The organism is Ilumatobacter coccineus YM16-304 (genome assembly GCF_000348785.1).
Classification (GTDB): Bacteria; Actinomycetota; Acidimicrobiia; order Acidimicrobiales; family Ilumatobacteraceae; genus Ilumatobacter_A; species Ilumatobacter_A coccineus.
In genome coordinates, this window is sequence record NC_020520.1 from 1,702,165 (window position 1) to 1,722,796 (window position 20,632).

A 20,632-nucleotide genomic window follows, 5' to 3' on the forward strand; every position below is an offset into this window, starting at 1 on the left:
GTTCAGGAACGGTTGCTCAGTTGACCTGTCGGTTCACGCCGTCCCAGAACGGTTCGCGGAGCTTGAACTTCTGGAGCTTGCCGGTGGCGGTGCGTGCGAGCTCGTCGCGGAACTCGATGCGCTTCGGGCACTTGTAGCCGGCGAGCAGCGTGCGGGTGTGTGCGATGACCGCGTCCTGGTCGAGGTCGCTGCCCGGGGTGGTGACGACGAGGGCCGTCACGAGTTCGCCCCACTTCTCGTCGGGGATGCCGATGACGGCGACCTCGGTGATCTCCGGGTGCTGGAAGATCGCGTCCTCGACCTCGATCGACGACACGTTCTCGCCGCCGGTGATGATGACGTCCTTCTTCCGGTCGGAGATCACCACGTAGTGGTCGTCGTCGATCGTGCCGCCGTCGCCCGTGTGGAAGAAGCCGTCCTTGATCGCGGCATCGGTCTGGTCGGGCTGCTCCCAGTAGCCCTTCATGATCGTGTTGCTGCGAGCCATGATCTCGCCGTCGGGGCTGACCGCCATCGTCGTGCCGATGCTCGGTGCGCCGGCCCGGCCGAGCTTCTGCGCACGCTCCGTCGGTGACAGTTCGTCGAACTCCGCCCGGCCGCGGTTCATCGTGATCAGCGGCGCGGTCTCGGTGAGGCCGTAGATCTGGACGAACTCCCAGCCGAGCACCTCCTCGGTCTTCTGGATCGTGCTCGTGGGCGGGGGAGCGCCGGCGACGACGATGCGCACGCGGTCACGACCCGGCACCGGCTTGCCCTCGGCGATGAGTTCTTCGGCCGCGTCGATCACCATGTTGAGCACGGCGGGTGCGCCACACATCAGCGTGACGCCGTGTTCGTCGACCCGCTGCAGGATCTCGTGCCCGTCGATCTTGCGGATGATGACGTGTTTGCCGCCCATGCCGCTGACCGCGTAGAGCATGCCCCAGCCGTTGCAGTGGAACTGCGGAAGCGTGTGGAGGTACACGTCGCGGTCGCTCACCCCCATGTGCCAGCCGAAGGTGGTGGCGTTGATCCACACGTTTCGGTGCGTGAGCTCTACGCCCTTCGGACGAGCGGTCGTCCCCGACGTGTAGTTGATGGTCGCCGTGGCGTCTTCGTCGGCTTCCCACGGGGCGGGCTCGGTGTCGAACTTCATCAGCACGGCATCGGAATCGGCACCGATGATCAGCTTGCGCTCACACTGCACGTCGGCGAGCGCTTCTTCGAGTTCGGGGTCGACGAGGAGCAGTCGCGCTCCGGAGTGTTCGATGATGTACTCCACCTCTGCCGCGACGAGCCGGAAGTTGATCGGCACGAGCACGCGACCCGAACCGGAGACCCCGAAGAGCGCGGTGAGGAGCCGAGCGGAGTTGTGGCTGACCATCGCCACGCGCTCGCCCACGCCGATGCCGAGTTCGTCGAGCCCCGCAGCCATCGCCTTGGCCCGTCGGGCCATCTCTCGATAGTCGATCGATCCCCAACTCTCGGCGGGCTGATCTGGTTCGTCGACCAGCGCCTCGCGATCGGGGTAGACGAGCTCGGCTCGCTTCAGGAAGTCATTGACGGTGAGTGCGACCTTCATCGACGCACAACTTACGCGCTCCGCTCACTCGCCCCGTCAGCCGCCAGCTTTTGCCCCTCAGATCCGTCATCTCTGACCGATCCCCGGGGCAAAACCGGGCCTGTCTGGTTTTGCCCCTCAGATCCGTCACCGATGACGGATTGCAGGGGCAAAACGGGAGTGGTGAGGGCGGGACGGGCGGGATGATCAGTTGGGGGCGGTGAGGGGCCAGGGGTGTGTGCGTTCCATGGTGAGGGCGGCGTCGAGGAGGAGGGGCTCGCTGAAGTGGCGACCGATGATCTGGAGGCCGATCGGCAGGCGGCTCGATCCGTCGTCGACGAAGCCGGCGGGGACCGAGATCGCCGGGTTTCCGTGCAGGTTGGCGGGGAACGTGAGCAGCCCGTTGTTGCCGCGACCCGATGGCGCTTCGACGCCACCGAACACCTTGGGCAGCGGGCCGTCGGCGTCGAAGGCGACGTCGGGGTTCGATGCGGTGATGACGAAGTCGACACCATCGGACGGATCGAAGATGCGCGCCATCGCCTGGTTGACCTCCATGCGGCGCCGCTCGATCTTGGCTCGTTCCTCCGGCCCGTAGCGACCTTCGACCGCCCGCAGCCCGTTGCGCATCTCCCACGTGAGATCGTCGGCGCACTCGGGCCAGTGATCTTTGAGCGCCTCGGCGATCTCGAGCATGCCCGAGATCGACCAGGCGGCTCCCATGCGAGGCAGGCCGAGGTCGAGGCCGTCGATCCGTTGCCATCCGAGTTCGTCGATGAGTCCGATCGCGCGTTCTTCGAGGAGCTCCCACATGACCGGGGAGACGGTCGCTCCACCCCAGTCGGGTGCCACGGCGACGCGGGCGCCGCGCAGTTCGTCGAGGTGCGTGCCGAGCGCCGGTTCCCATGGGTCGGTCTTCGGCAGGCTGAGCGGATCGTTGGCGTCGTGCCCACTGCTCACGTCGAACCAGCGTGCGGTGTCGCGCACCGAGCGGGCCATACAGCCCGTCGACACGGTGAGGTTGCCGTATCTCGCGTTCGGGCCGAGCGGGATCCGACCGAAAGTGCCTTTGAGCCCGACGAGGCCGGTGAACCCGGCCGGGATGCGAATCGAACCGCCACCATCGCCTCCCGTGGCGATCGGCACGATGCCGCCGGCGACCGCGGCGGCCGAACCGCCCGACGATCCGCCCGGCGTTCGCCCGTGCTGCCACGGGTTGTGGGTGGTGCCGTGCAACACGGTGCGGGTGATGTTGACGCCACCGAACTCGCTCGACGTCATCTGCGCAGCGAGGACCGCACCGCCGACGTCGCGAACTCGCTGCACCATCGTGGCGGTGTCGGGAGCGATCTGGTCTTTCAACGGGACCGAGGCATCGTCGTCGGGCCAGCCTTCGACCTGTGTGAGGGACTTCACACCGATCGGAACGCCACCGAACGGCTTGCGCACGTCGGCACCGGCTGCGGCGTCGTGAGCAGCGTCGCGATCGGTGAAGCACACGGCGTTCAGGTCGCTGGCATCGATCGCCGCATAGACCGCGTCGAGTTCTTCGGTCGGGTTGCGTTCACCGGCGCGAAACGCCTCGACGAGTCCGACCGCATCGCCTTGCCAGGTGTCGTTGCTCATGCCGAACGGTACCGCGTCGGTGCGGGCGGCTGACCCTCGCAGTTCGGCGACGGCGGATGCACACCGCTCGGGAGCGGTCTTCTAGGTTTGCGGCATGGCACTTCCGATCCGTCCCGGCATGACCGTTCCGCTTCCCGGCCCGCTGCACTCGCACCAGGCGAAACTCGCCGAACTGGCCGACATGGGCTACACCGACATCTGGTCGGCCGAGTCCGACGGAGCCGATGCCTTCACGCCGCTGGCGATGGCGGCGGCGTGGGAGCCCCGGCTGCGGCTCGGTACGGCGATCGTGCCCGCCTACACGCGGTCGCCGGCGCTGATGGCGCAGAGCGTCGCTTCGATGGCCGACGCCGCCCCCGGCCGGTTCGCCATCGGTATCGGCTCGTCGAGCAACGTCATCGTCGAGCGCTGGAACGGCATTCCGTTCGAGGAGCCGTACAAGAAGGTGCGCGACGTCGTGCGTTTCCTGAAGGACGCGCTCGAGGGGGAGAAGATCAAGAAGTCGTACGACACCTTCGAGATCAACGGGTTCCGCCTCGGTGTGCGGCCCGAACAGCAACCCAAGATCCTCGTCGCCGCGCTGCGCGAGGGGATGTTGCGACTCGCCGGACGCGAGAGCGACGGCGTGATCATCAACTGGCTGAGCGCGTCCGACGTGCCCATGGTCAACAAGGTCGTGCAGGACGCCGGCGGCGGTGACGAGAAGGAAGTCGTGTGCCGGATCTTCTGCTGCCCGAGCGAGAACGCCGAGACGGTGCGTGCGGCGGCGAAGTTCGCGATCGCTGCCTACCTCAACGTGCCGGTGTACGCAGCGTTCCACGAGTGGCTCGGCCGCGGCGAACAACTGCAGGGCATGTGGGACGCGTGGAAGGCCGGCGATCGCAAGGCCGCACTCGCAGAGATTCCCGACTCGGTGGTCGACGATCTGGTCGTGCACGGTTCGCCGGCCCAGTGCCGGGCCAAGATCCAGTCGTACTTCGACAACGGTGTCACCACCAGTTCGCTCGCGATCCTGCCGCTCGACCCGGAACTGAATCACTGGCAGGCCGTGAAAGACCTCGCCCCGACCGCGACGTGATCGACCTCGATCGGCGCTCGTGGGCTCGACCTCGCCGCTCGCCTTGAGCCGCTGATGCTCTATCGAGTCGATCGAACGTGGCGGCGAGCGGGCGACACGGTGCTCGCCGGGTCGCCGCTGACGATGTTCCGACTCTCGACGTCCGGCGGAGCGGTCGTCGACCGTCTCGTCGCCGGCGACCACATCGAGACGTCGACACTGGTCGACCGGATGCTCGAGGCCGGAGCGATCCATCCGCGGCCGGAGCGATCGACCGTGTTCGAGGTCGCCGACGTCACCATCGTGACGCCCCAACTCGGCGGAACCGTGCGTTTCAGCGAGCGGGTGGTCGTCGACGACGGCAGTGTGCCGCCGCTCGCAGGTGCGTCGGTCCGCCTGGCGACCAACCGGGGGCCAGCGGCGGCTCGCAACGCAGGCCGCCGGGAGGTGGACACGGCGCTGATCGCGTTCGTCGACGCCGACGTCGACCTGCCCAGCCAGGTGACCGGTGGGCCGACCGCGTCCGATGAGGGCATCGCTCGAGCGTGGTGGGAGCCGCTGCTTGCCCACTTCGACGACCCGAGAGTCGGGGCGGTGGCACCCCGAGTGACCGGCGACCCCGGGTCGTCGCTCGACCTCGGACCCGACCCCGCTCGGGTGCGGCAGGGAACCCGGGTGAGCTACGTGCCTGCAGCGGCGCTGATCGTGCGCTCCGAGGCGTTCGACGAGATCGGTGGCTTCGACGAGCAGATGCGCTTCGGTGAGGATGTCGACTTCGTGTGGCGACTCGACCAGGCCGGGTGGGGTTGCCGCTACGAGCCGGCAGCGACCGTCGAACACCGCCGTCGGGCGACCGTGCGGGAGCGCCTACGTCAGCAGTACGGATACGGGTCGTCGTCGGCGCCGCTCGCATTGCGCCATCCCCGGGCGCTGGCCCCGTTCCGGTCCGACGGCTGGACCGCGAGCTCGTTGCTGCTCGCGCTGACCGGCCATCCACTCGTCGGGCTCGGACTGGCGGGCAGTCGCACGTGGTCGATCCGTCGAAAGCTGCCCGACGTCGCTCCGGCCACGCTGCTCCGCCTGTCGGTGACGAACCACGTGGCCGCCGCACGTCAGCTGACGACGGCGGTTCGTCGGGCGTGGTGGCCGTTGGTGGCCGTGGCTGCACTGGTGTCGCGCCGTGCCCGCAGGTTGGCGGTGGTGGCCGTGGTGGCCGCTCCACATCGCCTGATGCTCGACGTGGCGTTCGGCGCCGGGATCTGGTCGAGCATGCTCCGGCTGAAGGACTGGAAGGCGATCACCCCGAGCATCACCCTCGGCCCCGGTCGTCAGCGCCGTCGCTGACCGGAACAGAGGGCGGACCCGACGTGTCCGCCAGGCCACTCAGGCGGCCGTGGCCGGGTTGCGTGACGGCAGACGCCGCACGTTGCTCGCTTCGCGAGCGGCCTTGGCCTCGTCGAGCTGACGGCGGATCTCGGCGACGTGCTGGAGCCCACGCTCGCGGGTGGCCTTGTTGAGACGGAACCGGGCGTGCACCGAACGGGTCGGGGCGCCGGTGGTGGGCAGCTGATGTGCCCGGGTGTCGACCGGGACGCTCAGCAGCGTGAGCTGCTCTGCGGCGGCGTTGACGGCGGTGGGAGCGGAATCGATGTGGCGGATGTCGGCGGCGCTGTTCTTCATGTCTCCATGATGCGCAGGACCCTGTAACAGAGTTGCGAGCGCGCCGTGACCTGGTGTTTTGCCTCAGATCGGTCCGTCGTGCTCGGGATCGTGCAGCACGGCGCCGGTCAGCCGATCGAGCGCTCCGACGACGCGCCCGACGCCATCGGCCGCCTCCGCACGGGCCCGAGCCCGTTCGAGGATCTCGTCCCAGCGTTCGGTCTCCGAGTCGGTCATCCTGCCGGTGAGCGCCTTGTAGGCGAGTGTGTTCTGCTCGGCTCGATCGGTGAGCGTCTGAGCTTCGGAGTTGTAGTGGTCGTCGACGACCGCATCGAGTTCGTCGGGGGTCATGACCGGCACGATGCGCCCGGCGATCCGGGCCATGTTGCGGTACGAACCCTGCAAGAGGAACGGGGGAGCGGTGCGGTCGTCGTCGGAGGTCGCCGCCGAGGCGATGTACGCCGCGTTGACCTTCAGCAACACGTTCTGAGCCCGTTGGAGCATGGCGACCGATCGCACCGTCGCGTCGAGTTCGGCGCCGTCCCACGCGTGTTGCAGGCCGGTCGAGTCGACCGGCCTGCGGCCCGAGGCCATGTCGAGCACCGGGGCGAGATCGTCGAGCAGCTTCGAGGCGTGCGGCGCGATGGTCGGACACGCGGTGAGCGAGTTCTCGATGTACGACCGGGCGAACGCCTCGCCGTGCTCTCCCGAGACATCACCCAGGTTGAACACGTCGGACCGGTTGACGAGCATGTCGGGCATCTCGAAGCGGCCCCCACCGGTGGTGTAGGGGTTGCCGGCCATGACGACGCAGAAGCGCTTGCCGCGCAGGTCGAACGTGGTCGCCTCGCCGTCGGCGACACCCTCGATCCGGCGCGTGGCGTCGGCGAGCGGGATGAATCGTGAGAGCAGCACCGGTGACGTGTGCTGGATGTCGTCGAGATACAGCATCACGTTGCGTCCCATCCGGAACGCGAGGTTGATCTTCTCGACTTCGGCCTTCGCCGCGGCGTTGGGCGCGTCGGCGGGGTCGAGGCTCGTCGTGTCGTGCCCGAGCGCTGGTCCGTTGACCTTCACGATGAGCAGTCCGAGTCGATCGGCGATCCACTCCATGAGCGTGGTCTTGCCGTAGCCGGGAGGCGAGACGACGACGAGGAGGCCTTGTCGAGCGACGTCGGTCGGATCGACCGTGCCGAGCTGACGACCGAGGTTCGGGCCGAACAGTGGCAACAGCGCGGTGTCGATCAGCGTGTTGCGAACGAAGCCCGCCATGACGCGCGGCCGGTGCTCGGCCAGCTTGACCCGTTCGCTCTGCACGTCGACGACACGCTTGCGGGCCGCCGAGTACGCAGGCCAGCGGGTCTGCATCTCGGCGAACAGCGCACCGGCGCCTTCGGCGAGTTCGTCGGTGCGGGTGACGAGTTGCCCGTCGACGATGCGCGGGTGGTCGGCGACGAGGCCGCTGACGGTGAGCGCGCCGCCGTGGGTGACGCGTCGCACTGCGAGATCGGGCGTGGAGAGCATCGCCGCGCCTTCAGCGATGTCGAAGGCCTTGTCGGCTCGGGACTCGTCGGCGGCGACGTAGGCCGAGAGCCAGTCGCTGGCCAGCACGAATCGTTCGATCGGGTCGGGCTCGGCGGCGAGTGCCACGTCGAGTTCGGCCACGCCTTCGGCTCCGAGGTCGTTGCGCAGTTCGTCGACGAGCGCCGTGGCCGTCGACGACGCGATGACCGTGCCACCCGATGCGAGTTCGGCGACGAGATAATCGGCGGCTCGCTCGATCTGCACCTCGCCGAAGCCGGCGGTGGGGTCGGCAGGTGCGTCTGCCGGCGACGCGGGCGACGATTCGGCGACGAACCGGGCGAGTTCGAGGCCCGCGTCGTCGACGAGTCGTTCGGTCGGCCCCGAGGCACGGAGCCGACGAGCGGCGGTGGCAGCGGCGGTCGACTTCGCCACCCAGGACTCGACGGTGTCGGAGTCGAGCGTGGCCAGCCAGAGCCGTGCGAGTCCTCGCACGTGACCGGTGAATCGCAGGAGTGGCTCGGCTTCGAGCGACGGGAGGATGGCCGTGAGGATGCGGGCCGCGTCGTGGTCGTGCACGCCGCGCTGATAGCCGTCGCCGTGGCGTCGCTCGGCTTCGGCCTGACACAGCTCGCTCATCTTCGCCGGGCTCGCGGTGGCGGTGAGCAACTCCTGCAGTCCGCCGGGCCGCTGGGTCATCGATTCGAGCACCGCCCAAGCGAGATACTCGCTGCGCGAGACCTCTGCGGTCTCGGACGGGAACGCACGTCCGAGGAGATCGGCGAACTCGGACAGTTGCTCGGTGACGTCGGCAGCGAAGTCGGTGGCGGTGATGGTCGCGGCGATCGAGTCGTTGCCGCGTTCGTCGGTCCGCGCCGACAGGACCATCTCGAAGGGCTGGGTGTTCTGCGCGAGCCGGACCCCGCCGAGCACGACGGCGCCGTCGTCGGACACGAGGGCGGCCTTGTCGCGGATGCGCCGACGGGCCTCCTCCATCGCGTCGCGCAGTCCGCTGCGCACCTCGGCGGCTCGTCCGGCGTCGTCGAGCGATTCGAGTTCGTCGGCGAGCTCGCGAACTCGCGAGGTGAGCTGATCGGTGGCGAAGAACGCAGCGACCTCCTTGTCGTCGTCGAACTCGCTGGCGCGGCGAGTGACGGTGGCGAGGAGGCGGGTGGCGGCGTCGACGATGCGAGTGGCACGACGGTTGCGCTCGTCGAGCAGGGCGGTGCGGCGTTCGCCGACGACCTCGTGGGCCGACGCACGGAGCTCGGCGATCGACGCGCTGCGCTCGGGTTCGTCGCCGTAACGCGATTCGAGTCGCTCGATGGTGACGAGGAGGCGGGCGAGAACGCTGTCGCAGTCTTCTGGCGTCGCCGCGCCGGCGACCGAGCCGTTGAGGGTCTGTTCGACCAGTGCGAGTTCGGCGTCGAACGCCGCGGTCGCTTCGGTGGCGCCGAGATTCCGTCGCTTCGAGTCGAGCTGCGCCTGTACCCGGTTGGCGGTGCCCGTGACGTCGGCGACGCTGCGCACGATCGCCGTGCGGACCGTCGGATCGCCACCTTCGAGCGCCGACACCGTGTCGACGACGGCATCGAGATCGTCTTGCAGCCCGGCGAGTGTGGTGGCGATGTCGTCGAGTTGCGCCGACGTCGTTGCGTCGGCGACCGCTGCTTCGCTCGACGCGATCTTCGATTCGAGGGTGGAGAAGGCGGCGGGACGCGACAGCACGTCGACCGCCCGCTCGGACAGCTCGGCCACTCCGGCGTCGAGTTCGCCGACGAGCAGTTCGACCCGCTCGGTGTCGATGCCGTCGGTGTCGGCCACGACCGACATCTCGCCGCGCGCTCGTCGCAGTTGTCCGAGGGCCGAGACCACCTGGTCGGGGTTGGACGCGGTGGCGATTCCGTTGAGCACGTGTCGCACGTCGGTCTCGGCGGCGGCCAGCGTGGCGCGGGCAGCCGAACGCTTGCGCTCGACGAGCTTGTGTTCGTCGAGCAGTTGACCAGCGGTGATCAGCACTTCGTGTGCCGCTGCGCCGATCCCGTGGGCCTCGTCGTCGACGAACCAGAGGTGTTGGTCCATCGCCCGTCGGGTGGCCGCGGCGAGCGCTTCCCACGATCGGGCGTTGGGTCGCTCGTCTCGGCTGAGTCGGACGATGTCGTACACGTCGCCGAGACCGGCGACGAGCGCTGCGTTGCCGACCCGCAACGACCAGGCGTCGCCATCGGCGGCGACGGGGACGTAGGTCGTGTCGGCGAACGGTGTGGTCCACCACTGGATCGGATGGATCTTGGCCGCGTCGGAGTCCTGCGGCTGATCGCGGAAGAGGATCATCGACCCGTCGGCGAACGTGGCGAATCCGTGGCAGGCGATGACCTGGGCGATCTCACGGCGCACCAGGTTGTACGGCATGAGGAGGTACTCGCCGCTCTCGCGGCGGTGGAACACGTAGAGCACGTCCTCGCCGTTCGGTGCGGCGACGAGTTCTTCGAACTGCAGCCCGTCGACGTCGACGTCGAACGTGCGCGTGCCCGTCGACGTGAGGTGGTAGCCACCGGGGAAGACGATGCCCTCGCCGCCAGGGAGCAGGCGTGACGCGACGCCCGCGGCATCGACTCGCGTGCCGGCCCGCGACCGACGCGAGAACACGTACGTACGCGGGTCCTCCTCGTACAGACGCACTCGGATGAGCAGGATGTCGCCGATGGTGAGGTAGTCGACGCCGAGGTCGGCGAGCGACTGGCCGGAGTTCGCGATGGCTTCGTCGATCTCCGCGTGCGAACCGCCTTCGCCGGTCTCGACGCGGAGTTGGAGGCGACCGCCGCGGAACCCGATGAAGACCTCGTCGAGCACCGACACGACCGGGTGGGCGCCGGCCCGTTGGTCTTCACGCGTCGACGTCGACCACTCCTGATCGTGTGCGGAGGGCCAGGTGTAGTCACGTTCGCCGCGCCCGTCGGTGAACGTGGCGCGCCGTTCGGCGCCTTCGCCGGTCAGCGCCCACCGGAAGACGCGTACGTCGTCGACGCGGTCACCGACCTGGAACACGGCGAGCAACTGGTTCTGCGTGGTGCGCAGATCGCTGAAGCGCGTCTTGCCGTAGAAGCGGACGAGTTTGTCGAACTCCTCACGAAACGCCGGCTCTGCCAGGAAGTTGCGATCGTCGTCGGCAGCGACGGGGGAGAGCGTCGGTTCGTCGCTCTCGATGTCGGACACGGAGTAGAGCGCGAACACCTGCTCGGGCTGCTGCACGCTGAGCTCGACGTCGATGTTGAAGCCCAGCAGGAGCAGGTCGCCGATGCGGGCGATGTCGCGCGGGAGGCACGCGAGGTCGGTCGCCAGACGGTCGGCCCCGCTGAGCGAGAGTCCGACCGAACCGAACGACGCCACCCGGGCGTCGTCGATCTGTCGTGCGATGCGTTCGAGTTCGGTGACCTGCGTGGCCACGCGCCGACGCAACAGGTCGTACGACCCGCCGCGCAGCGCCTCGGATCCGTGCTCCTCGCTCGGTGCAGCTTCGTCAGTCATCGCAACCGAACGCGCGGGAACGGGCGTCATCCGGTGTCAGACACCGTTTGATGCGGGAGCCGCGGGTCATTTGGGGTCGGTGTCGATGACGTTGCTGACCGACTGGTCGGCCAAGCCGCTCGATTCGACGGCCGACTTGAGTTGATCGATCAGCGCCGACGCTCCGTCGCTGTCGCCGATGCGTCCGCCGAGTCGAGCGACGAACTCCGCGAGCGTGAGGTCGCGGATGCCGGCGGCACCGATGCCACCGACGCCAGCGGCGACGTCTTGGACGATGTTGGCCTCGCCGTCGAGGTATGGCGCCAGCATCTTCGAAGCGCCGCTGCTCGAGTTGACGAATCCGTCGATCGCCTGGCCGTGCCCGGCGGCCGAGAGGATGCGTTCGACGATGCCCTCGTCGGACACGATGGTCATGTCGGCGTGCGACAGCGACTCGCCGAGTGCCGCAGCCGCCGACTTGGCGACGTCGGCCTTCGCCTGGACGCTGGCCAACGCGACGTCGCGGTCGGTCTCGAGCTGCAGGCGGAACTCCTCGTGGTCTTGGCCGGCGGCGGTCATCGCGCCGACACCTTCGGCCTTGGCCTGCAGACCCTGGCCTTCGCCTTCGAGGCGGGCCTTGGTGGCGGCACCCTCTGCGGCGCCGAGTGCTTCGACGGCGCTGGCGTCGGCCTGCTTGACCTCGACCTCGGCCAGGCCGGTCGCCCGGATCGCCTCGGCACGCTCGCGCTCGACCTGCACGGTCGCCAAACCGTCGGCGGCCTGCTCGGCCTGCTTGCCTTCGGCGCGACGCTGGGAGGCGAGCGAGTCCTGTTGGGCGGCGTCGGCGTTGGCTCGGGCGAGAATCGTGGCCCGCTCGGCTTCCGACGTGGCGGCCTGGCGGGCGGCCTCTGCCTCCTTGACCGTGCCGACGAACAGTGCCTGCGCGGTCCCTTCGGCGGTGCGGATCTCGGCGTCGGCTCGGCGCTGAGCGTCTTCGACGACGCGCAGTGTGGCGATGGCTTCTTCCTTCTCGGCGACGCCGAGATCGGCTTCGACGCGACCCCGTGCGACGTCGGCGAGCTCGCGGGCTCGCTCCTCCTTCTCCTTGTTGGCTTCGGCGACGGCGGTCTCACGGCCGGTCACGGCGAGCAAGCGGTCGCGCTCGATGTTCTCCGACTCGACCTTCACCACGCGTTCGCGGTTCAACCCGGCGATCGCGACCTCGCGGTCCTTGTTCTCGTTGGCCACGCCGATGCCCTGCTCGGCCTGGAGGCGAGCCTCTTCGGCACGCTTGCGCTCGGTCTCCTCGACCAGTTTCGCTTCGGAGTCGGCCTGGGCCTGGACGGTGCGGATCTCCTGCTGCTGGCGGGCCTCGGCCTCGGCACGATCGCGCTCCATCTCGAACACGGCCTTGTCGGCATCGACCGTGCGGCGCGTGGTCTCTTCACGCTCGAGCTGCTCGGCCTTGTTGGTCTCGATGTGCTGGATGGCGGTTCGCTCGGTGATCTTGCGGATGCCGTCGGCGTCGAGGATGTTGTCGGGATCGAAGTCGGCGAGCGGCGTCTGCTCGAGGTAGTCGATCGCGACGTCTTCGAGGACGTAGCCGTTGAGGTCCTTGCCGATGATCTCGACGATCTCGTCGCGGAAGCTGTCGCGGTCGGTGTAGAGCGATTCGAAGTCGAACTTCTTGCCGACGGTCTTGAGCGCTTCGGAGAACTTGGCGGCGAACAGCGTGTTGAGCGTGGCGATGTCGGACGCTCGGTCGCACCCGATGGCCTGGGCGACCTTCTTGACGGCCTGCTCGGTCGGATCGACCTTGACGAAGAACTCGACCGAGATGTCGGCGCGGATGTTGTCTTTGCAGATCAGACCGTTGCCTTTGCCGCGGCGCTCGATCTGGATGTTCTTGACCGAGATGTCCATGATCTCGGCTTTATGGATGACCGGAATGACGATCTGGCCGGTGAAGGTGACCACGACGGAGCGCCACTTCGACACGACGAGCGCCTGGCCCTGTGGGACCTTGCGGAACAATCGTGACACCAACAGCGCGACGACGAAGATGACGATGACGACCACGATCACGACGATCGCTGCGGCGGCGAGGACGCTACCCATTGAGGCACTCTCTTTTCTGGTTGTCTCGGCCTCGGAGCGGAACGCCGAGACGGTGGTGAGGATGTGTCGAGGCAGCGGGCCGTGTGGACCGTGCGCTGTTCGGCCACCCGGCGGCAACGCTAGGTGAGGTGCGCATCGCTGTGCTCCGGATTCGGTGATCTTCGTCGATCGTGCCAGAGCGGGGTGAACGCGGCGTGAACCGGCGGGATGAGGTCACGACGGAGCACGCCGTCGAGAACGGATGCTCGTCACGATTCGGCGAGTTCGGCCGGCACTCGGTCGACGATGAAGTCGTCGGTCGCTTCGACCCAGTCGACGAGGAGCGCTCGATCGCCTCGCTTGAGTTCGCCGGCTGCGAGGCCGGCACCGGTGGTGGTGCGGATGTCGACCGTCGAGACCGTGCCGTCGGGCCAGGTGGCTTCGCCTCGTCCGCTCGACTCGGTGACGGTCGCCGAGCGGACCTCGGCGATGCGGCCCAGCAGATCTCGCTTCGACGGTGCGGTCTGGGTGACGAAGATGCGGCCGAGCTTCGGGGCGATCCAGATCGTCACCCCCAGCGCGAACACCGCGGCGCCGATGCCGACCACGACGGAGAGGATCGCGAGCGCGGTGCCCGAACGCGAGTCGAGGAGGAACACGCTGGCCAGGACCGACGCGAACCACCCGGCGAGCCCGACGCTGGTGAGCAGGATCGTGGTGGGAACCTCGGAGAGGTGCAGCGGTTCGAGCGCGTCGTCGAGCAGGCCGTCGGCGGCGTCGGCCTCGATGTCGAGCACGCCGACGAGTGAGAGCAGCCACATCGCCGCGCAGATCGCCAGCAGCGCGGTGAAGACGATCGTGGGGAGTTCGACTGATGCACGGAGTACGTCGGCCATGTCATCATCATGCCGGAACCCGCGGTGTCGCTCGACACGTCGAGCGCCGAAAACATCGAACCGTCACAATGCTGCGTCATGGTGACTCAACATCTGAGTCGCGGGTCTCAGCTCGTGAGCAGGTCAGATGTTGAGCAGCTGTTCGAGCGGGTCGTGCTGGCCGTGGGGCCACATGAGCGCTTCGGCGTCGGCGATCGGGGCCGGTCGAGCCAAGTGGTAACCCTGCGCTCGGTCGCAGCCCTTCGAGGCGAGGTAGGCGAGCTGTTCGGCGCACTCGATGCCTTCGGCTACCACCGACAGGCCGAGTGCGTGCCCGATCGTCAACAGCGCGTCGATCACCGTCGAGTCGAAGCCGTCCTCGGTCACGTTCGACACGAAACTGCGGTCGATCTTCAGCGTGTCGATCGGGAGTTGACGCAGATATGCCATCGACGAGTAGCCGGTTCCGAAGTCGTCGATCGCCACGGTGACACCGCGGCTCCGCACACGCTCGAGTACGTCTCGTGCCCGCTCGACGTCGTGCATCAGTTGGGTCTCGGTCAGTTCGAACTCGAGGCGGGTCGGATCGGCTCCGGTGAGCAGCAGCGCTGCATCGAGGTCGGCGGCGAGGTTGCCGTCGATGAGGTGCGAGCCGGCGATGTTGACCGCGATCTTCTGCGTCCGCGACGGGTCCTCGTCGGCCCAGCGCTTCAAGGTCTTGCACGACTCGAGGATGACCCATCGGCCGATCTCGAAGATCAGCGACGATCGCTCGGCGATGGGGATGAAGTCGCCGGGCGGGACCATGCCGTGTCCCGGACGGTTCCATCGCACCAGCGCTTCGGCGCTGCTGAACGTGTTGCGCTCGATGTCGAGGACTGGCTGCAGGTGCAGTTCGAGCTCGTCGTTGCGCACCGCCTGCCGGAGCGCGATCTCGACTTCGGCGCTCTGCACGATGCTCTCACGCAAGCGCGCATCGAAGAGTTCGACGCGACCCCGTCCTCGGCGCTTCGCCTCGTACACGGCATTGTCGGCGCAACGTATGGCGTCGAGCGGTGTCAGGTCGGCGTCGGCCAGGCCGTTGTCGAACGCGGCCACGCCGACGCTCGCCGAGAGCGCGAACACGTTGTCGCCGTCACCGAAGGGTTGTTCGACCTCTTGGATCAGGCGGTAGCCGAACGAGACCACGTGCGCGACGCTGGCGTAGTCGTTGATGATCACGACGAACTCGTCGCCGCCCAGACGTGCCACGAAGTCTCCGGGACGCACATGGGAGGTGAGGCGTTTGCCGACCTCGGTCAGCAACTGGTCGCCCGCCAGGTGGCCTTGGGTGTCGTTGACCGACTTGAATCCGTCGAGATCGATGAACATCACAGCGACCGCGGCGCCGGCGGGTCGCGCGCTGAGCCGTTCGAGCAGGGCGAAACGGTTGGGGAGCCCGGTCAGCGCGTCGTGGTGGGCCTGGTATGCCAGGCGTTCCTCGTAGCGCGTCCGTTCGGAGATGTCGCGAGCGATCACGGTCGTCAACGGCTCGTGGCCGGCGTCGATGTCGCTGCTCGCGACCAGCAACCGCGCCGACTCGCCGGTGGGGCCTTCGACGGTGACTTCGCCGTCGTAGCGAGGCAGGAAGCGGTGCAGCGGTTGGCCGACCTGGTCGTCGGCGTGCAGGCCGACGAGGGCGACGCTCGCGTCGTTGGCCGTCGTGATGAGCCCGTCGGCGTCGATGGTCCAGATCGCGTCGGCCGCCTGCTCGACGATCGCCGAGGCGAGTTGCTGGCTCGCCTGCAGCTTGCTGTTGGTGTCTTCGAGCCGTTCGAACGACTGGCGCAGCGACACACCGATGGGTCCCGGGAGGTCGTCGTGCAGGCTGTTGGTCGCCCCTCCGGCGAGCTCGGAGATGCCGTGGTCGACATGGTGGAGGGTCACCATCATGTCGTTCATCGACTTGGTGAGCGTGCGAACGTCGTTCGGCCCGTGCAGGGGGAGTGGCGCCACGTCGAATCCACCGTCGCTGATGGTGGCCGCCCGTCGGGTGAGCCGTCGGAGGGGCCGCAGCGTCGAGAGCGTGAGGAAGAGCAGCATGGCGAGGCTGACGGCGAGCGTCGCAGCGAGGAGCAGCGTGGTGCGAAACGCTGCGGATTCGGCGGCGACCGCCTGGTCGTCGAGGGCTCGGACCACGCCGTCGTGGAAGTCGTTGGAGTAGACCTCGAGCGCGTCGAGAAAATCGATCTGGTCGAGCACGGCACCGGCCGAGGTCTGGATGTAGTTCGCATCGATCTGCTCCGACAGCGGAACGCCGGCGAGAGCGTCGGTCAACGCTGCGGGCGGTTCTTTCAGCAACGACGTGACGTCTGTGAGTCGCGCCACCTCGGCATCGTCGAGGAGCGATTCGAAGTTCTCGATCGACAGATCGAGTCGAGCGTTCGCCTCGAGGATCCCGCGGGCGGAAGCCGGGCCGCGGTCGAGGAGGGCCTCGAGCAGGGCGGTGCCGCGTTCACCGACGTTCTCGAGTACCTGGCTGAGCGCGAGGAGCTTGGCTCGGTCGGCCGTGGTGCCCGAGGTGGTCGCTGACACGACGTCGCTCAGCGCAACGGTGCCACCTCGGTCGGCGAGGATGTCGTCGAGCTTGGTGAAGACGTGGCGGATCTCGTCGGGCATGGCACGGAACGACTCCGATTGCGTGCGTTGCGCGTTGAGTTCGCCGCGAACGAAACTGAGCTGGTCGGCGAGGTTGCTCGATGCTCGAATGCGCGGCGACTCCGAGACCGCCAGCGCGTCGAGCGCGGCGTCGAGCTTGACGCGGTTGGCGTTGTAGAGGGTCTCGAAGTCGACGCCGGCGATGGCGACGACGAGATCGCGGGGGACCTCCATCTCGTCGATGGCGGCGAGCCCCTGCAAGGCGATCTGTTCGATCTGGGCCGGTCCGTAGACCTCGGCGGTCGCTCGCTGGACTCTGGCGTCCTCGGCGAGTTCGAGCGCATCGGCGGCGAGGTCGTTCTCCGCTCGGATCCGTTGGTAGGCGAGGACACTGACCCCGATCATGGGCACGGCGATGAGCAACAGCAGGCGCATCGCGAACGATCCACCGGTGCGCCGTGATGTTGAAGCCACCTACGGACATCGTCTCTGACAAAGGTGCGCTTGACTCAAGAAAGTGTCTGCTCGCGCCGGATGGCAGGTGCGGTTCAGGCGTCGGGGTGGATGCCGGCGCGGACGAGCCGGTTCGCCGGGTCCTGGCCGTAGAACGACCGCAACTCCTCGTAGAGATCGCGTTCGTGAGTGAACACGTCGAAGGGTCGATTGAAGAAGAGCTCGGTCGCGACCGCGAAGAACTCGGCCGGATTGGTGCCGGCGTAGTTGCGCAGGATCGACTCGCCGTCGTGGACCCGGGCGAACGCTTCGGTGAACACCTGCTGCCACCGTGCCTGGGCGGCTTCGTCGCCGAGCGGCGGCGTCCCGTCGGTCACCCCGTCCATCATGTCGAGCCGGTGCGCGAACTCGTGGTACACGACGTTCATCCCTCGTTCGGGCACACGAGCGCCGCGCTGAGCCGCCGACCACGAGAGCATCACCGGGCCGCGGTGATGCGCCTGGCCGGAGATGTGTTGGGTGCCGCCCGACCACACGCCACCGCCGGTGGGCCGCTGTTTCTTCACCCGCATGGTCGACTTGTGCACGATGACCGAGCTGACGTCGAGGTATTCGTCGAGTTCGAGACCGAGCAGGAGCATCGAGGCCTGAGCGGAGATGAGCACCTTGACCTCGTCGGTGAGGTCCATCCCCTGCGCCGCTTCCCAGCGGCGACCGTGGAAGAAGCGCGCCACGAGCATGCGCATGCGTTCGAGTTCGGCGTCGTCGAGCAGGTTCCAGTGGTCGAACCCGGATCGGAGCACCGCCTCCCAGGTGGGATCGAAGCTCGGCGGGGTGCGTCGGAACCAGCCGCGAACTCGAGACAGCATCGACATCGTCGTCGGGTCGTCGCCGGTCAGACGAGGACGTCGCCGGCCGACTTGGTCGACTCGCTCGGTGGCGGACCGGCCTTGACCGCGTCGGGGATGTTGTCGTCACCGCCGAAGTACTCGGCGAGTCGAGCGTCGGCCTGGTCGGCGCCGAACAGGATCTCGGCGACTTCGCGCAAACCCGGCGAGTGATCGATGTCGTGATCGGACACGACGAGTTCGATCTTCGAGCGGCGCCGCATGAAGTCCTCGAGCTTCGTGACCATCTCGGAACGTGCCGCCTCGTGGAGTTCGACGCGGATGTAGTCGGCCGACCCCATGATGTCTTCGGCCATCGCCGGTTCTTCGCGGATGGCGTCGAGCATGGCGAACGCTCGGCGTCCGTAGCGCCGCCACAGGCGATCGGACAGCGGTTCGACCTCGGGCTTGTCGCGGATGCGGTCGAGCTTCATCAAGCGGGCCTGCCGGAAGAACTCCTTGCGCGTGGCGCGGGCGGGCTCCCCGTACCAGTTGTGCAGATCCTTCTCGAGGGGGATGCCGAGCTGCTCGACCGCCTCGGCGACCTCTTCGCCGACGTTGAGACAGTCGGTGAGCTTGCCGCCGAAGATCGTGACGACTCGCTGGCGGTGATCGGTCTCGACCGCGTGCTTGCGTGACAGTTTGGTCCAGTCGACCTCGGTGTGGTCGGCGCCGTCGGTCGAGACGACCAGCGGTCGCACGCCACAGCGTTTGGCGATGATGTCGGGCTTGCGGAGCGGGCGGTCGAGGTCCATCCGAGCGTTGATCTGTTCGAGCAGGAACTCGATGTCGTCGTCGTCGGCTTCGGTGTAGGGCGTGTCGACCCGGGTGTCGGTCGTGCCGATCACCGAGCGGCGACCCATCGGGATCACGTAGAAGAGGCGTTCGGTGTCGTCGTAGAACGCGAGGACCTTGTCGTGGTGCTTCGTGGTGAGCCGAGGCACGACGAGGTGGATGCCCTTGGAGTAGACGATGCGGTGGTCGGTGGTGAGGCCCCACGACTGGTTCGTCTCGTCGACGAACGGGCCGGCGGCGTTGACGATCGTGCGTGCGGTGGTCTGGAACTCTTCGCCGGTGTCGACGTCACGGAGCTGCGCGGTCCAGCGGTCGCCGTCTCGTGTGGCGCTCACCATCTCGACGTAGTTCGCGGCGGCGGCTCCGGCTTCGATCGCGGAGCGGACGAAGCTGAACACGAAGCGAGCGTCGTTGTCGATCAGGATGCCGTCTCGGTACTCGATGCCCCCGGCGACGTCGGTCGTGTTGATCGCCGGTTCTTCGCGTTCGATCTTCTCGCGTGACAGCAGCCGAGGCCAGCGGGTTCCGAACTGGCCGATGATCCAGTAGCCGAGCGCGCCGAGTGCCGCGAACCACGGTGGGTACGGGCCCTTCTTGTCGAGCGCTGCGTAGAAACCGATCTCCTTGATGTTGTCTCGGTAGGCCCGCATGAGGCGGTTGCGCGACTGGCACAGCTTGAACACGAGCCACAGCTCGTAGTTCTCGAGGTACTTGAAGCCGCCCCAGACGAGGTTGGATGACGCCTGACTCGTGAAGTGCGCGAAATCGCCGCGGTCGATCAGCGCGACGCTGGCACCACGCCCGGCCAGCGATGCGGCGGTGACGGCACCGTTGATGCCGCCACCGATGACGAGCGTGTCGAACGAGCCGTCACGCATCCGGTCGATGTGCGTCTCACGAAGAGCCATGTGAACGAGGCTACGGCCCGAAGATCAGCCGGAGGCGACGACGACCGAGATGGCGATCGATGCCACGGCAACGGCGATCGGCACGGCGTACTTCGACCAGGGCGGCACGCCCTTGTAGCCGGGCGCCAGCATGATGAACCCGCAGATGCCACCGGCGACCAGACCGCCGATGTGCCCGCCGATCGAGATGTTGCGCACGAAGAACGTGAGGAACAGGTTGATCATCAGCAGCGAGCCGATCTGCGTGTTGAACACGTTGATCCCGTGGCGCCAGATGCCCACGGCGTACGCCCCGAGGAGCCCGAACACGGCGCCCGACGCCCCGGCGGAGAAGGCGTTCTGCCCGTCGATGAGCAGCACGCCGGCGGAGCCTCCGAGCAGCGAGGCGACGTAGAGCAGCGCGAACTTCGTGCGGCCGATCATCGGTTCCATCTCGTTGCCGAGCAGGTAGAGGAAGAACATGTTGAACCCGAGGTGCAGCAGGCCGTAGTGCAGGAAGCCGGAGCTGACGAGGCGGTACCACTGGGCACCCTCGGTGCCGAACGGGGAGAACTCGGCGGGCACGTTCGAGTCGAGGAACGCTTCGTTGAGGGCGTAGTAGAAGTGCGCCTCGGTGATACGGCCCGACAACATGCCGCCGAAGTCGTAGTAGAGGCCGAGTCCGACGAACACGGCGACGTTGATGGCGATGAGGGTGTACGCCACCAGCGCGGGCTGTCCGGCCGACCAGAATCGCGCTCGCGTCTTGAGGTCGGGGCGGGCGGCCTTGGCGCAGTCGAGGCAATGGCTGCCGACGGCTGCCTGGGTCAGGCAGTCGGGGCAGGCGTGTTTGCCGCAGCGGGTGCACTGGCGACCGCCGACGCGGTCGGGGTGCCGGTAGCAGGCGGCCGGAGCCGGCGCGGGGGTCCCCGGGGACGTCGGCGGACCTGCGGGCGCCCCCTGCGGCGGCTGGAAGCCACCACCGGGTGGTTGCGGCAGCGCAGACTTTCCGGAGGTGCCGCTCGAGTCGGATGATGGCAACGGCAGTGGCACGACGATCAGCGTATCGACGCCGACCGTGGCGAATCCTG

General features: G+C 67.8%; 12 protein-coding genes. 2 read left to right on the top strand and 10 right to left on the bottom strand.

Going from position 1 to position 20,632, the window contains the following annotated elements; translation table 11 throughout:
• Positions 1–16 precede the first annotated feature (16 nt).
• The gene (locus tag YM304_RS07630) at positions 17–1,561 is read right to left on the bottom strand and encodes an AMP-binding protein (RefSeq protein WP_015441082.1); all 1,545 of its coding nucleotides are present in this window, start codon (positions 1,559–1,561) and stop codon (positions 17–19) included.
• 186 nt (positions 1,562–1,747) lie between these two features.
• Entirely contained in the window at positions 1,748–3,166 is a 1,419-nt protein-coding gene (locus YM304_RS07635; RefSeq protein WP_015441083.1) for an amidase, read from the bottom strand.
• Between the two features lie 94 nt (positions 3,167–3,260).
• Between YM304_RS07635 and YM304_RS07640 the strand changes: the two genes are divergently transcribed.
• Together YM304_RS07640 and YM304_RS07645 are read left to right on the top strand one after the other, a co-directional pair.
• Positions 3,261–4,244, top strand: coding sequence for an LLM class F420-dependent oxidoreductase (locus tag YM304_RS07640; RefSeq protein ID WP_015441084.1), 984 nt, complete (start codon positions 3,261–3,263; stop codon positions 4,242–4,244).
• A 54-nt stretch (positions 4,245–4,298) separates the two neighbouring features.
• The gene (locus YM304_RS07645) at positions 4,299–5,567 is read left to right on the top strand and encodes a hypothetical protein (protein WP_015441085.1); all 1,269 of its coding nucleotides are present in this window, start codon (positions 4,299–4,301) and stop codon (positions 5,565–5,567) included.
• Positions 5,568–5,606: 39 nt separating this feature from the next.
• On the opposite strand, the gene YM304_RS07650 is transcribed toward YM304_RS07645, so the two are convergent.
• The 8 genes from YM304_RS07650 to YM304_RS07685 form a co-directional block, all read right to left on the bottom strand.
• Positions 5,607–5,903: a hypothetical protein gene (locus YM304_RS07650; RefSeq protein WP_015441086.1), complete on the bottom strand. Its 297-nt coding sequence runs from the start codon at positions 5,901–5,903 to the stop codon at positions 5,607–5,609.
• 63 nt (positions 5,904–5,966) lie between these two features.
• Positions 5,967–10,931 carry a DNA repair ATPase gene (locus YM304_RS07655; RefSeq protein WP_015441087.1) on the bottom strand — a complete coding sequence of 1,655 codons (4,965 nt, stop codon included), beginning with the start codon at positions 10,929–10,931 and terminating at the stop codon, positions 5,967–5,969.
• A 66-nt stretch (positions 10,932–10,997) separates the two neighbouring features.
• Positions 10,998–13,028: an SPFH domain-containing protein gene (locus YM304_RS07660; protein ID WP_015441088.1), complete on the bottom strand. Its 2,031-nt coding sequence runs from the start codon at positions 13,026–13,028 to the stop codon at positions 10,998–11,000.
• A 248-nt stretch (positions 13,029–13,276) separates the two neighbouring features.
• Positions 13,277–13,903, bottom strand: a complete 627-nt coding sequence (locus tag YM304_RS07665) for a hypothetical protein (RefSeq protein WP_015441089.1) — start codon at positions 13,901–13,903, stop codon at positions 13,277–13,279.
• A gap of 123 nt (positions 13,904–14,026) precedes the next feature.
• A complete protein-coding gene (locus tag YM304_RS22195; RefSeq protein WP_015441090.1) occupies positions 14,027–16,993 on the bottom strand; it encodes a putative bifunctional diguanylate cyclase/phosphodiesterase in 2,967 nt (988 codons plus the stop codon).
• Positions 16,994–17,067: 74 nt separating this feature from the next.
• Positions 17,068–17,841, bottom strand: coding sequence for a M90 family metallopeptidase (locus YM304_RS07675; protein ID WP_015441091.1), 774 nt, complete (start codon positions 17,839–17,841; stop codon positions 17,068–17,070).
• Between the two features lie 26 nt (positions 17,842–17,867).
• On the bottom strand, positions 17,868–19,562 hold the full coding sequence (locus YM304_RS07680; RefSeq protein WP_015441092.1) for a glycerol-3-phosphate dehydrogenase/oxidase: 1,695 nt from the start codon (positions 19,560–19,562) through the stop codon (positions 17,868–17,870).
• A 24-nt stretch (positions 19,563–19,586) separates the two neighbouring features.
• Positions 19,587–20,594, bottom strand: coding sequence for a rhomboid family intramembrane serine protease (locus YM304_RS07685; RefSeq protein WP_015441093.1), 1,008 nt, complete (start codon positions 20,592–20,594; stop codon positions 19,587–19,589).
• Positions 20,595–20,632 lie beyond the last annotated feature (38 nt).